Origin of the sequence: Paenibacillus flagellatus (genome assembly GCF_003217775.1) — a bacterium.
Taxonomy (GTDB): domain Bacteria; phylum Bacillota; class Bacilli; order Paenibacillales; family NBRC-103111; genus Paenibacillus_AB; species Paenibacillus_AB flagellatus.
Window position 1 is genome coordinate 476,271 of record NZ_QJVJ01000002.1, and the last position, 12,223, is coordinate 488,493.

15 protein-coding genes are annotated in these 12,223 nt (G+C 57.6%); 8 read left to right on the forward strand and 7 right to left on the reverse strand.

Annotation, left to right across the window (positions count from 1 at the left end; translation table 11 throughout):
* Positions 1–16: 16 nt before the first annotated feature.
* Entirely contained in the window at positions 17–955 is a 939-nt protein-coding gene (gene pfkB / locus DLM86_RS05585; protein ID WP_342773054.1) for a 1-phosphofructokinase, read from the forward strand.
* A 163-nt stretch (positions 956–1,118) separates the two neighbouring features.
* Positions 1,119–1,511 (forward strand): DUF1499 domain-containing protein, encoded by a 393-nt coding sequence (locus DLM86_RS05590; RefSeq protein WP_110838975.1) that lies wholly within the window; start codon positions 1,119–1,121, stop codon positions 1,509–1,511.
* A 53-nt stretch (positions 1,512–1,564) separates the two neighbouring features.
* Here the strand turns inward: DLM86_RS05590 and tpx are convergent, their stop codons facing one another.
* The 3 genes from tpx to DLM86_RS05600 form a co-directional block, all read right to left on the reverse strand.
* A complete protein-coding gene (gene tpx / locus DLM86_RS05595) occupies positions 1,565–2,083 on the reverse strand; it encodes a thiol peroxidase (RefSeq protein ID WP_110838976.1) in 519 nt (172 codons plus the stop codon).
* A gap of 158 nt (positions 2,084–2,241) precedes the next feature.
* Entirely contained in the window at positions 2,242–2,865 is a 624-nt protein-coding gene (locus DLM86_RS31705; RefSeq protein ID WP_146250157.1) for a WGxxGxxG-CTERM domain-containing protein, read from the reverse strand.
* A gap of 153 nt (positions 2,866–3,018) precedes the next feature.
* A complete protein-coding gene (locus DLM86_RS05600) occupies positions 3,019–3,219 on the reverse strand; it encodes a YozQ family protein (protein ID WP_110838977.1) in 201 nt (66 codons plus the stop codon).
* A 148-nt stretch (positions 3,220–3,367) separates the two neighbouring features.
* Between DLM86_RS05600 and DLM86_RS05605 the strand changes: the two genes are divergently transcribed.
* Together DLM86_RS05605 and gltC are read left to right on the forward strand one after the other, a co-directional pair.
* Complete coding sequence (locus DLM86_RS05605; RefSeq protein WP_110838978.1) at positions 3,368–3,961, forward strand: rhomboid family intramembrane serine protease; 594 nt, start codon at positions 3,368–3,370, stop codon at positions 3,959–3,961.
* A 39-nt stretch (positions 3,962–4,000) separates the two neighbouring features.
* A complete protein-coding gene (gene gltC / locus DLM86_RS05610; RefSeq protein ID WP_110838979.1) occupies positions 4,001–4,891 on the forward strand; it encodes a glutamate biosynthesis transcriptional regulator GltC in 891 nt (296 codons plus the stop codon).
* A 72-nt stretch (positions 4,892–4,963) separates the two neighbouring features.
* On the opposite strand, the gene DLM86_RS05615 is transcribed toward gltC, so the two are convergent.
* Both DLM86_RS05615 and DLM86_RS05620 read right to left on the reverse strand, forming a co-directional pair.
* A complete protein-coding gene (locus tag DLM86_RS05615; protein ID WP_211326483.1) occupies positions 4,964–5,650 on the reverse strand; it encodes a zinc metallopeptidase in 687 nt (228 codons plus the stop codon).
* Positions 5,651–5,665: 15 nt separating this feature from the next.
* The gene (locus DLM86_RS05620) at positions 5,666–6,091 is read right to left on the reverse strand and encodes a MerR family transcriptional regulator (RefSeq protein ID WP_110838980.1); all 426 of its coding nucleotides are present in this window, start codon (positions 6,089–6,091) and stop codon (positions 5,666–5,668) included.
* A gap of 341 nt (positions 6,092–6,432) precedes the next feature.
* On the opposite strand from DLM86_RS05620, the gene DLM86_RS05625 reads away from it, so the two are divergent.
* Genes DLM86_RS05625 through DLM86_RS05635 form a run of 3 tightly spaced genes read left to right on the forward strand, consistent with a single transcriptional unit; the run spans position 6,433 to position 9,655 of the window.
* A complete protein-coding gene (locus DLM86_RS05625; RefSeq protein WP_110838981.1) occupies positions 6,433–7,815 on the forward strand; it encodes an ammonium transporter in 1,383 nt (460 codons plus the stop codon).
* 32 nt (positions 7,816–7,847) lie between these two features.
* Complete coding sequence (locus tag DLM86_RS05630; protein ID WP_110838982.1) at positions 7,848–8,945, forward strand: DUF294 nucleotidyltransferase-like domain-containing protein; 1,098 nt, start codon at positions 7,848–7,850, stop codon at positions 8,943–8,945.
* Entirely contained in the window at positions 8,942–9,655 is a 714-nt protein-coding gene (locus tag DLM86_RS05635; protein ID WP_110838983.1) for an exonuclease domain-containing protein, read from the forward strand. The genes DLM86_RS05630 and DLM86_RS05635 overlap by 4 nt, the downstream gene beginning before the upstream one ends.
* Here the strand turns inward: DLM86_RS05635 and DLM86_RS05640 are convergent.
* Entirely contained in the window at positions 9,652–10,080 is a 429-nt protein-coding gene (locus tag DLM86_RS05640) for a M67 family metallopeptidase (protein WP_158289344.1), read from the reverse strand. The two genes, DLM86_RS05635 and DLM86_RS05640, sit on opposite strands and share 4 nt — an antisense overlap.
* A gap of 99 nt (positions 10,081–10,179) precedes the next feature.
* Positions 10,180–11,496 carry an MFS transporter gene (locus DLM86_RS05645; protein ID WP_110838985.1) on the reverse strand — a complete coding sequence of 439 codons (1,317 nt, stop codon included), beginning with the start codon at positions 11,494–11,496 and terminating at the stop codon, positions 10,180–10,182.
* A 184-nt stretch (positions 11,497–11,680) separates the two neighbouring features.
* Here DLM86_RS05645 and DLM86_RS05650 point away from each other — a divergent pair, with 184 nt between their 5' ends.
* Positions 11,681–12,214 (forward strand): TlpA family protein disulfide reductase, encoded by a 534-nt coding sequence (locus tag DLM86_RS05650; RefSeq protein ID WP_110838986.1) that lies wholly within the window; start codon positions 11,681–11,683, stop codon positions 12,212–12,214.
* Positions 12,215–12,223 lie beyond the last annotated feature (9 nt).

The window sequence follows — 12,223 nt, forward strand, 5'->3', positions numbered from 1 at the left end:
AAAAGGAAGCGTCTACATGGCACTGATTACGACCGTCACGCTCAATGCGGCGATCGATAAAACGTATTATATGGATTCGTTCCCGCTCGGCAAAGTGTCCCGGGTGGCCGAGATGATCAGCGTCCCCGGCGGGAAGGGGATCAACGTGGCGCGGGTGGCGCGCCAGCTTGGCGCTGCGGTCCTGGCGACCGGCTTCGTCGGCGGCAGCAACGGCGACTATATCGTGAAGGAGCTCGGCAAGGCCGGCATCGACAACGATTTCGTCGCCGTCGAGGGCGAGTCCCGGCTTTGCTTGAACATGATCGATCGGTCGGCAGGGACGTCGACCGAGCTGCTCGAGCCGGGACCGGTCATCTCCGCATCGCATATCGAAGCGATCAAGGCGAAGGTGAAGAGTCTCGCCGCCGAGTCGGCGATCATCGCGTTCTCCGGCAGCTTGCCGAAAGGGGCTCCGGCGCCGCTGTATGCCGAGCTGATCGCGGTCGCCAAAGCGGAAGGGGCGAAGGCGTTCCTCGACACGAGCGGCGACGCGCTCCTGGAAGGCGTCGCGGCGAAGCCGTACTTCATCAAGCCGAACGAGGACGAGATCGAGAAGCTGATCGGACGGAAGCTGGAGCGCGAAAGCGACCTGTACGCCAGCATGAAGCGGCTGATGGAGGAAGGCGTCGCCTGCGTCGTCGTCACGCTCGGCGCTTCCGGCTCGGTCGCCGGGTTCGGCGGCCGTCTGTACCGGGTCCGCGCCCCGCGCATCGAAGCGGTCAACGCGGTCGGCAGCGGCGACTCGTTCGTCGCCGGCATGGCGACGGCGATCGCGAATGGAGCGCCGTTCGAAGACGCGCTTCGGCTCGCTACGGCGGCCGGAACGGCCAATGCGCTGAACGCGCAGGCGGGGGATATTCGCACGGACGACGTCGAGCGGCTCTCCGGCGAAGTCGGAATCGAAGCGATCGAATAACGTGCACGACTTTATACTAACGAAGAACCGCCGGTTTTCGGACCGGCCGTTTTTCGTTTTCGACAGCTGGCTCGCATTTTTTCTTTTTCTTGCCGGAAAAGCATGTTAATATGGAATATAGCGCGAGAACGAGAATACGTATGGAACCAGGGGGGATTCGCTTTTGATGAAGAGAACGTTGGCCGGCTTGATCCGCAGTCACGAAACAACGGGCGACAAGGCCAGAGACCCGGCGCTGAAAACCCGGTACTACAAGCTCCCGAAAGACAAACTTTGGGAGGAAGTCGTTTCGCTGTTGAAGAAGCTGCCGAAGTACACCCTTCTCCACGAAGTGAAAAATGTCGGTGAAATCGTCGTCACGAAACGAACCGTCACCGGCCGGACGCAGGACATCACGTTGACGTTGTTCGCGATCAGTCCGGTCAAGTCGGCGATCGATATTTACTCGGCGTCCCGCGGTTCGCTAGGCGATCTCGGCTCCAATTACCGGACGATCCTCGACTTGTTCAAAGCGATCGACTCCAAGCTCGGCTCGTACAAAGTCGACGGCAATTAAAAAAACAGCGGCGGGAATCGGATTCCCTACCGCTGTTTTCGCATTTCGGGGCATTACACGAGCTTCTTGACCGCTTCGATAGCCGCCTCGTAATTCGGATGCTCCGTCATTTCGCCCAAATATTCGACGTAACGAACCGTATCGTTCTCGTCCACGACGAAGATGGAACGCATCAACAGCTGCAATTCCTTGATCAACACGCCGTAGGCTTGGCCGAACGATTTCGCCTTGTAGTCGGACAGCGTCTCGACTTTGTCGACGCCGGCTGCGCCGCACCAGCGGGACTGCGCGAACGGCAGGTCGACGCTGACGGTCAGGATGACAACCTTGTCGCCGAGGTTCGCGGCTTCTTCGTTAAACCGGCGCGTTTGCTGGTCGCATACGCCCGTGTCGAGCGAAGGAACAACGCTGATCAGCTTCACTTTGCCGGCGTAATCGGCGAGCGTCGCTTCCGTGACGAGGTTTTTATTTACCGTAAAATTCGGAGCTTTGTCGCCGACTTTGATTTCCGGGCCGATCAGCGTGATCGGATTCCCTTTAAACGTTGCGGCTCCGGCGCGTTCTTGTGCCATGAGACATCATCCTCCTACCGATATGAGAAAGTTTGGCAATCACCTCTCCCATTATATCGGATGCGCCCGACGGTTGTCCAATGGCGGATCGGAACGGCGTAAAGGCCCCCCCGCAGCAAGCTGCAAGAAGGGGCCTTTCCGTGCCGGATCAATTGGGGCTACACCCGGTTGTTGTCGCCGCGCTCGCGGTTGCGTCCGAACAAGCCCGCCAAACCGACGAGACCGAGCAGGCCGAGCCAGCCCCAGCCGTCGTTATTGTTGTTATTGTTGGCGGCTCTCGCGCGGTAGTTGTTTACGCCGTAACCGTCGGTATTGGCGTTATAGCGGTTCGTGCCGTAGCGGTTACCCCCGTACGTACCGTCCGTTGCAGTCGTTCCCGTACCGGTTGTCCCCGTCGTGCCCGTCGTTGTACCGGTTGTACCTGTAGTGCCGGTAGTTGTGCCTGTAGTGCCCGTCGTACCCGTGCCTGTCGTGCCTGTTGTACCGGTTGTCCCGGTACCCGTCGTACCTGTCGTGCCCATCGTTCCGGTACCCGTCGTGCTCGTCATGGCCGTGCCGTTCGTGAACATGGCCGTGGAGTTGCCGGTCGTCGGGTTCGGCACCGGCATGCTGGACGTCCAGCCGCGAGTGGAGGCGTTCATCGTATCGTTGTTCAATCCGTAGACGCCCGTTGCGCCGGTATCGTAGCCGGTGCCCGTAGCGGTCGTGCCGGCTGCCATTGCGGGAACGGCGGAAAGCGTCAAAGCCGTTGCCAAAGCGAAAGTCGCTGCTGCTTTTTTCAAGTCGTCAACTCCTGTTCGGATTGGTTTTTGTACTACGACTATTAGGTTCTTCAATCCGGGCAGGTTTATGATTTCCTCATGTTGTCCGATTACGGGGGCGGCTTCCGGAAATGGATACGGGATTCCGCATGGCGGCCGGGCGTTTAACGCATCTTATGGTTGGGATGCGTCAGGACGATCGTGAGTGAATCCGCCGTCGCTCGTCCCGGCGGCGTAGGAGTCGCTGAATTGCTCGTGCGTCTCGGCCGTGCCGGCGGCGATTTGGGTCGTTCCGTCGTAGTCGGATACGTCGTATTGATGCTCGGCCACTTCCGCGGCATGCTCGAGCAAGCTTTTTTTCGCTTCGTCTGTCATAGGGTTGCACGCTCCTTTCGACTCATTGTCCCACTTGGCGCCGTACCTTATGCAGCAGGCTCGAATCCGATTTGGCTAAGGGGCTTCCATGGTGTATGATACGTAGTGAGGAAGTGCGAATTCGAGTAGGCGCGGAGGGAGTGGACGGATGCTGTTTTTGCGGTACGAAAGCTTCAGGCAATACGTTCGCTGGTACCCGGTGACGACCGCCATCCTGGCCGTCCAGCTGATCATGTACCTGTGGATGGAAATCGACGGGAGCACGAACGATCCCGAAACGCTGCTTCGATTCGGCGCATTGGTGAACGCGGCGCCGTTCTCGGGCGATTATTGGCGGTATTTCGCCTCCCAGTTTTTGCACTCGGGATTCAGTCATTTGCTGTTCAACAGCTTCTCCCTGTTCGTCTTCGCCCCGCCGTTGGAACGGCTTTTAGGGAAATGGAAATACGCCGTATTTTATTTGGGCAGCGGCTTTATCGGCAACTTGGCGTTCGTGCTGCTCGGCAAGGAGACGGTCGTGTCGGTCGGCGCCTCCGGATCGATCTACGGCGTATTCGCCGCGTACTTGTTCATCGCGCTGTTCTTTAAAAAAGCGCTCGACAAGCAGTCGTCGTCCACGATCAAGACGGTCGTCATCGTCGGATTCATTTATTCGTTCCTGATTCCGCAAATAAACTTGTATGCGCACATCGGCGGGTTTATCGGAGGCTTTTTGCTGTTCGCCCCGCTGTTTCGCAGGTAGAGCCGGTTACGTAAAACGCAACGTTGGAGGAGCGCGAAGGTGGAGTTAAGACAGCTTCAATATTTCGTGAAAGTGGCCCGGAAGCAGCATGTGACGCAAGCGGCCGAGGAGCTGCACGTCGCGCAATCGGCGGTCAGCCGGCAAATTCATCAGCTCGAGGAGGAGCTCGGGCTTCAGCTTTTCGTGCAAAAGGGGCGGAATTTGCAGCTGACGCCGGTCGGCAAGCTGTTTCTGAGCCGGGTGGAGGAGCTGTTGACGGGGCTGGACAAAGCCGTCGCGGAAATCAAGGAATTTCTCGACCCGGAGCTGGGCGAAATCGGACTCGGCTTCCCGCACAGTCTCGGCATCAGTCTCGTGCCGTCGGTGGTCGCCGAATTCCGCAAAGATCATCCGAACGTCAAGTTCCGGCTCAAAATGGGAACGTTCTCGAGCTTGATCCGCGACGTCGTCCGGGGAGAAGTCGACATGGCGTTCATTTCGCCGTTCCCGGAGAACAACGATCAGGTGTCGGGCCAAATCGTCCTGACCGAGGAGCTGTACGCCATACTGCCGGGCAGCCACGTGCTGGCCGATTACCAGTCGATCCGGCTCGAGCAGCTGAAGGACGATTCGTTCGTCCTGTTCAACGAGCATTACTCGCTGCGCACCATCGTATGGGAAGCGTGCCGCAAGGCGGGGTTCTCGCCGATCGTCGGCTTCGAAGGGGAGGAATCGGATACGATCCGCGGTCTCGTCGCCGCCGGAATGGGCGTCAGCCTGCTGCCGGAAATGGCGCTGACCGAAATCAGTCCGCTCATGCCGGTCAAGGTGAAAGTGTCCGACCCGCACGTTACCCGGACGATCGGGCTCATCCGCAAGTCGGGCCAGAAGCTGCCGATCGTGGCGGAAATGTTCCAGCAATTTTTGTTCGACTATTTCAAGCTGAGATAAACGGAAAATAAGAAAGCTTCCGCCAAAACGGTTCGCCGTTTCGGGGAAGCTTTTTTGGTTATGTCCGGGCAATCAATCGTCGCTCCGGTTCGTGAAAATCATAATGTACTTGACCAGCTCGAGAAGCGAGATCAAGGCGGCGGCGACGTAGGTAAGCGCGGCCGCGTTCAGCACCTTGGCGACGCCCCGTTCTTCCTCGTTCGTAATGAAGCCTTCCGCGATCATCAATTCCCTTGCGCGGTTGCTCGCGTTAAACTCGACCGGCAGCGTAATGAGCTGGAAAGCGACGGCCGCCGAGAAGAAAATGATGCCGAGCAGCAGCAAGCCGGACAGCTGGAAGAAGAAGCCGGCCAACAGCAGCAGAGGCGCGACGCCCGACGTGATATTGACGAGCGGGAAGATGCGGTGGCGTGCCACGAGCATCGGGTAATGCACCTTATGCTGGATCGCGTGTCCCACTTCGTGGCAGGCGACGGCGACAGCCGATATCGATCGTTCGTAATAAACGGGCTCGGACAGCCGGACGACGCGGTGGATCGGATCGTAATGGTCCGTCAGCGAGCCTCGGACCGCTTCGACGGGCACGTCGTGCAGCCCGTTGTTGTCGAGCATGCGGCGGGCGGCATCGTAGCCGGTCAAGCCGTAGTACGTCTCGACCTGGGCCCAGCGATTGAACGTTCCTTTTACGCGGAATTGCGCCCAGATGGAGACGGCCACCGCAATGAGGATGAGAAAGTCCATCGGGTGGAACAAAATCATGGTTTGTCTTCCTCCTTACATGAAAGGTCCTTTGCCTAGAAGAAGGAGAAGTGCTTCGATGCAAGCAGCGCTTTGCGTCGCCAACGTCTTGAAGGCGTATTTCGCCTGCTTCGGCTTCATGTCCTCGAGAAGCGGGCTCAATTCCTTCACCTCGCGCTCCAATTGGCGCAAATGCAATTGCAAGGATGTGAGTTTTTCTGTCACAACCTCATCGCGGCTTACTTTGTTCCATTTGTCCAAGCTTTCCTTGATTTCTTCCAAGGTGTACTTTTCCTTCTTCAACGATTCTATACGTTTCAACTGAGCCAAGGTTTCATCCGTGTATAGACGATAGTTCGTCTGCGACCTTTTTTCGGGAGAGATGAGCCCGAGCTTCGTATAATAGTCGATCGTACGCGGGCTTACTTCGGAAAGGCGAGCTAATTCTCCAATTCGATACAGCTTCGTAACCCCATTGACGGTTCACCTCTTATTATGGACAGATTTCGGATGAAGGACCGATTCCTTGCTAGCACCATCATAAACCATCCGAAACCGTACAGTCAAACGTTACGCTTTGGCCCAAAGCTTGCCCTGATTTTCGCGAAAATCCGGTTGATTTATCGCAATATACCTGACACGGACATTCCGAATACGAACATTACATAGAAAAAAATGAATAATTGTATGGATATGTGACGCAAATTCAAAAAAATCGATTGTCTTTTTACATCGATGCGCGTATAATGGCACTAAAGCATTCGTAATGTGTTATAAAAACTAACATTAAAGGTGGTTTTGCAATGAAAAGAGTTCTTCTTCTCACGGCAATCATGCTTCTGGCGTTCCCGGCATTAGCGTTCGCCGCGGAGCCTCCGACGGCCGACAAGCTCCAGCTTGCGGTCGACTCCGTATGGGTGATGCTCGCCGCCATCCTCGTCATCTTCATGCAGGCGGGTTTCGCTCTGCTCGAAGCCGGATCGACCCGTATGAAAAACGCCGGCCACGTCGCGGGCAAGACGATTTTGACGTTCGGCCTGTGCGGCCTCGCGTTCTGGGCGCTCGGCTTCGGTCTCGCGTTCGGCGACGGCAATTCGATCATCGGCATGACCGGCTTTTTCTTCAACGGTACCGAAGAGCAGGCGGCCGCGTCGTTCGGCGCCTTGTCCGCTTCGGTCATTCCGGGCAGCATCAAGTTTTTGTTCCAGCTCGCCTTCGTCGGCGTGGCGCTGGCGATCGCCTGGGGCGGCTTCGCGGAGCGCGCCAAGCTGTCGGTCTACTTCGTTTTCGGCGTCTTGTTCACGATCGTCATTTACCCGTTCGTGGCGCACTGGATTTGGGGCGGCGGCTGGCTCGCCGAACACGGCAAGCAAGACTTCGCGGGCTCCACGGTCGTCCACCTGCAGGGCGCGACGGCCGCTCTCGCGGCAACGCTGCTGCTGAAGCCGCGTCTCGGCAAATATAATAAAGACGGCAAGCCGAATTTGATTCCGGGTCATAACCAAGTTCTCTCCGTCCTTGGCGTCATCATCCTGTGGATCGGCTGGTTCGGCTTCAACCCGGGCAGCACGCTGACTGCGGTGAACGACGGATTTTTCGGCTTCATCGCCATGAACACGAACTTGGCGGCCGCCGCGGGCGGCGTCGCGGCGCTGCTCGTCTCGTGGCTGTACTTCGGCAAGGCGGACATTCCGAGCATGCTGAACGGCGTATTGGCGGCACTTGTCGCCATCACCGCATCCTGCGCTTTCGTCGAGCCTTGGGCGGCCGTCATCATCGGTCTCGTCGCCGGTACGCTCACGTTTTTCACGGCGCAATGGTTCGAGAAAGCGGGCGTCGACGATCCGGTGTACGCGTTCTCGGTACACGGCATCGCGGGGATTTGGGGCTCGCTTTCCACCGGCTTCTTCGCATCGCCGCGGCTGGTCGAGATCGTAGGCGTCGGCAAGGAAGGGCTGTTCTACGGCGGCGGTCTTCATCAATTGGGCGTTCAGGCGATGGGGGTAGCGGTTTCGTTCGTCTTCGTCTTCGTGCTCTCCTATGCCATCCTGTGGGTTATGAAGAAAACGATGGGGCTGCGCGTAACGGAAGAAGAAGAAATTATGGGTCTCGACATCAGCGAACACGGATCTTACGGTTATCCGGAGCAAATGAAACGGTCCGGCAACGAAACGATATCCGCGTAACGGATGGCGCGATCCCGGGGAAGGGTTCGAGCATGGAACATTCTTGGATGGAACGGTTCGATGTGTCGATTTATAACGCCGTAAGCACCGAACAGCTGCGCGGCTTGAGGGACCGGATGCATGTCGAGCTCCGGCCCTCCTTGTTTGAAGACGTAATCGAATGGAACAAAAGCGTAAATGCGGCGCACGACCGGCTGATCGCCGGGACGATCGCCTTGGCCGAGCAGACGCTGCGCCTCGAGGGATTCGGTGTTCCCCCCGTCCCTTACGCGTTCGTCGCCGTCGGCAGCGCGGGACGGGCGGAGCAGACGCTGTGGAGCGATCAGGACAACGGCATCGTTCACGCCGTACCTCCGGAAGGAAGGGAGGCGGAGGCGGAAACGTATTTTCGCCTGTTGGCCGATCGGGTACACGTCTGGCTTCAATCGGCCGGCTACCCGCCTTGCCCGGGCAACGTGCTGTGCACGAATTCGCTTTGGCGCAAGTCCGATGACGCCTGGAAAAGCATGATTCGCGAATGGTACGACGATCCCGTATGGGAAAACGTCCGTTATTTGCTCATGACGGCCGACTTGCGATGCTTGCACGGGGATGCGGGCTTGGTGCGCAGCATGCGCAACGGTTATATGAACATGCTGGCGCAAACGCCGTCCATGCTGGGGCATATGCTGCAAAACACGCTTCATCATAAAATGACGATCGGCGTGCTCGGCAATATCATTACGGAACGATACGGCGACGATGCGGGAGCGTTCGACGTCAAGTACGGGGCGTATATCCCGCTCGTTAACGGCATCCGGCTGCTGGCGCTCGCTGCCGGCGTAGCCGAGCCGTCCACGCTCGGGCGGCTCGATGCGCTCCGGGCGGCCGGAAAGCACGCGCCGGCGGACGTCGATCGCTGGCGGGAGGCGTTCGTCACCGCACTGGAGCTGCGGTCGCTCGCCCGTCACGAGAAGGAAGACGGCCTGTATACGACCCGGGGCATGATCGACCCGGAAAGCTTATCGAAGGAGAACAAACGGCGTCTCAAGTCGTGCCTCCGAACGGGGATCGAGCTGCAGCAGACGGTCCGCAAAACGGTGGAACGGCTGGCGGACGGAGCGCCGAAGAAACGGGGCGGTTCGGCATGAGGAAGCTTTGGCATTTGTACAAACAGGGCGGCATTACGCCGGCCGTCGCATCGATGTTCGACTCGCAAAATGCCCAGCACATGGCTTTTATCCGCTCCGTCATGAAGGAACAACGCAAAAACAGCATGTACGACATTCCGCTGCAAAAGCTGGAGACCGTTGTGTTCGATCTCGAAACGACCGGCTTCTCCCCTTATAGCGGAGACGAAATCATTTCCATCGGAGCGGTAGGCATGACGGGCGATCTCGTCCTGACCGAGCAATCGTACTACAGTCTCGCAAGGCCCGAGAAGGCGATACCGAACGACGTGGTGCGGCTGACAGGCATTACGAACGAAGAAGCGGCGCAAGCGCCGGAATTGATTACAGTACTCAAGCAGTTTCTCGAATTCGTCAATCATCGCGTGCTGGTCGTGCACGGCAGCGGACACGACAAGCATTTTCTGAATTCGGCGCTTTGGAAGACGTCCAAAGTCAATTTGTCCCACCGGTTCATCGATTGCCTCATCATGGCTCAACGGCTCGAGCCGAAGCGAAGCAGCTACGATCTCGATTCGCTGCTGCGCGATTACGGCATCGCCATCGAAGGCAGGCATCATGCGCTCGGCGACGCGAATATGACGGCCCAGCTGTGGAAATGCCTGCTAAACGAAGCGCTTCGCCGGGATATCGGGACGCTCGGCGATTTGTACGATTTTTTGAGCCGTTAGACGATCCGGAAAGGAGAGACGGCATATCGCGCCGCTTCATTCGACGACTCCGCTAGCGTGTACGCGCGAACGTCGCAGCCGCCTTGCGGGACGAAGGAGACGATCCAATAGGTGGGCAGTCCGCTGCCGTTTCCGGCGGCATCTTCGGGGGAAGGAACAGCCGGCGCGCCGGGATGCGAATGAAAAATGCCAAGCGGAACGCGGCCGGCCGCATCCGCCTCGTACCATACCCGAATCCATGCCGCCGGATCGAATGCGAACGCGCGGTCGCGCAAGCTCGCCCGGTTCGGAATCGGGCGCCAATGCCGGATCGTCGATGTCTCGTCGCCCGACTCGCCCAGCAGGACGCCGCACGCTTCGTCAGGCAGCGCGCTTCGGCAGTAGCCGATCATGTCGTTCCATACGGACCGTTCGATGCGGAGCATCGGCCTCCTCCTTTTTCGATTATCATCGCATTCTTTCATTATATAACGAACAGCCCGAATCGTCCTGCGGCAAGGACGATTTCGGGCTATTTCGCGCGATCAGCCGACTTTGCGAGCCGGCTTGATCAGGAAGAAGACGAGTCCGAGCGTGATGAACGACAGCACCGAAACGGAAATAAAGACGATCCGGTCGGACTTGTCCATCATCCAGCCGAACAGCGGCGGCCCCGCCGCCACGCCGAGAAACCGCAGGCAGTTGTACAGCGACGTAATCATCCCGCGCTCGCCCTTGGAGACGGCCCCCGTAATCATCGTATTCAAGCAGGGGAGAAGCAGGCCGGTGCCGATGCTGCTGATCGTCAGCAGACCGATAAAGACGATCAAGTTTTTGAAGAAAAAAATCGTCAGCGCCAGCGAAACGGTCATGGCGACCAAGCCGATATTCATCAGCCATCGCATCAAAATGCCGTTTTTCTTAATGACGCTGCCCGTAATGTACGAGGTCGTAACCATGCCGAGCAGCGGAATGGCCAAAATGAGCCCTTTTTTCACGCCGTCGATGTTGTAAGGTTCCTTCTCCAGCACGTTCGACAAGTAAAACAACACGCCGAACAAAATGAAAAGGCCGAGCGAACCGGCGAAAAACGACGTGATGAGCCAACGGCCCTTCTTCTTCAAAATGGTCATGATGTTGCCGATGTAAGCTTTCAGCTTTTGCGGCTTTTTGTCTTTCTTCGGCTCCTTGATCAGCCAAATGACGCAGACGAGCGACAAGGCGCAAAAGACCGGAAACGCGAAAAACGAGGCATACCAGACGATCAAGGCGAGCAACGACCCGATGATAGGGCTGACCACCTTGCCCGTTCCGTTGGACGCCTCCGTCAGTCCGAGCGCCTTGCTCTCCGTACCGCCGTCGTACAAGTCCCCGACGAGCGCCATCGCGACCGGCGACGTGCCGGCCGCCGCCATGCCTTGAATGGCGCGGGCCGTAATGACGACGGCGTACGACCCCCAAATCGCCCCGAATCCGGCCAATATACCGGCCGCTCCGTACACGATCAGAGACGGAATGATAATGGCTTTCCGGCCGAACCGGTCCGATAAAAACCCGATAACGGGGATGAAGATGCCGGCGGCGAACGAAAATAACGTAATGACGAGACTGCTTTGGAATTTGCTGATGCCCATATGCTGCTGCATATCGGGCAAAATCGGCACGAGCATCGAGTTGCCGAGGACGAGCACCATCGGAATCGTAGCGATGGCGATAAATTCCCAGACGCGGCCCTTCGATTTCGAATCGTTTTGCTTCGACTCGCCCTTTTTCCCTTCATTGCCGCCGACCGGTCGTTCGTCCCCGATATCGACGTCGCTTTCGAACGATATCGCAAGCTTTCTCGATTTGGTCTTTTCCATATCGGTCTCCTCTTGGCGAAGGTGTATCGTTACTATTGCCCCGCAGGGGATGCCGCATACTTGCCGGAGGTGCCAAAATGTTTCCGATACCGGAAGACGGGAATGGAAATCGGCCGGAAAAGACGATAATATAAAAGAAACGATTCGAACGTCGATGACATAACGAAAACGAGGTACCGAACCGATGAAACGCAACCTGTTGATTATCGCCGCCGTCCTGGTGCTGGCCGGCTTCGCCGTTTATCAAAACGTTTCCTCCGGAGACCGGCAAGCGTCGCTGCAAAAGGAAGCGGTCCCGAAAAAAAACTATTTGGCGCCCGGCTTCAAGCTGACCGCGCTCGACGGCAACGTGTACGAGGTGGGCGGCTCGAGGGACAAACCGCTGCTCCTCAATTTTTGGGCGTCGTGGTGCGGCCCGTGCGAGCTGGAAGCGCCGGACTTGAAGCGGCTGTATGATACGTATCGAGATCAAATCGATTTTTATGCGGTCAATATGACGGAGAGCGACCGGATGGACAATATTCAGTCGTTCGTCCGGCATTTCGATCTCAAATTTCCGATTCTGCTCGATACGGAAGGCGAAGTGGGCGAGCTGTACCGGATTACGGGCATTCCGATGACGTACTTGGTCGATAAAAACGGCGTCATCCAAGACGGCTTCAGCATTCTGCATCCCGACGAGCTGGAGAAGCGGATCAAGAAGCTGATCGAGGGATGAGGAAGTCGA

What these genes read in the sequence shown, in the direction of transcription:
- pfkB (WP_342773054.1), top strand. Translation starts at nt 17, where the DNA reads ATGGCACTGATTACGACCGTCACGCTCAATGCGGCGATCGATAAAACG.
- tpx (WP_110838976.1), bottom strand. Translation starts at nt 2,083, where the DNA reads ATGGCACAAGAACGCGCCGGAGCCGCAACGTTTAAAGGGAATCCGATC.
- DLM86_RS05600 (WP_110838977.1), bottom strand. Translation starts at nt 3,219, where the DNA reads ATGACAGACGAAGCGAAAAAAAGCTTGCTCGAGCATGCCGCGGAAGTG.
- DLM86_RS05605 (WP_110838978.1), top strand. Translation starts at nt 3,368, where the DNA reads ATGCTGTTTTTGCGGTACGAAAGCTTCAGGCAATACGTTCGCTGGTAC.
- DLM86_RS05615 (WP_211326483.1), bottom strand. Translation starts at nt 5,650, where the DNA reads ATGATTTTGTTCCACCCGATGGACTTTCTCATCCTCATTGCGGTGGCC.
- DLM86_RS05625 (WP_110838981.1), top strand. Translation starts at nt 6,433, where the DNA reads ATGAAAAGAGTTCTTCTTCTCACGGCAATCATGCTTCTGGCGTTCCCG.
- DLM86_RS05630 (WP_110838982.1), top strand. Translation starts at nt 7,848, where the DNA reads ATGGAACATTCTTGGATGGAACGGTTCGATGTGTCGATTTATAACGCC.
- DLM86_RS05635 (WP_110838983.1), top strand. Translation starts at nt 8,942, where the DNA reads ATGAGGAAGCTTTGGCATTTGTACAAACAGGGCGGCATTACGCCGGCC.
- DLM86_RS05640 (WP_158289344.1), bottom strand. Translation starts at nt 10,080, where the DNA reads ATGCTCCGCATCGAACGGTCCGTATGGAACGACATGATCGGCTACTGC.
- DLM86_RS05645 (WP_110838985.1), bottom strand. Translation starts at nt 11,496, where the DNA reads ATGGAAAAGACCAAATCGAGAAAGCTTGCGATATCGTTCGAAAGCGAC.
- DLM86_RS05650 (WP_110838986.1), top strand. Translation starts at nt 11,681, where the DNA reads ATGAAACGCAACCTGTTGATTATCGCCGCCGTCCTGGTGCTGGCCGGC.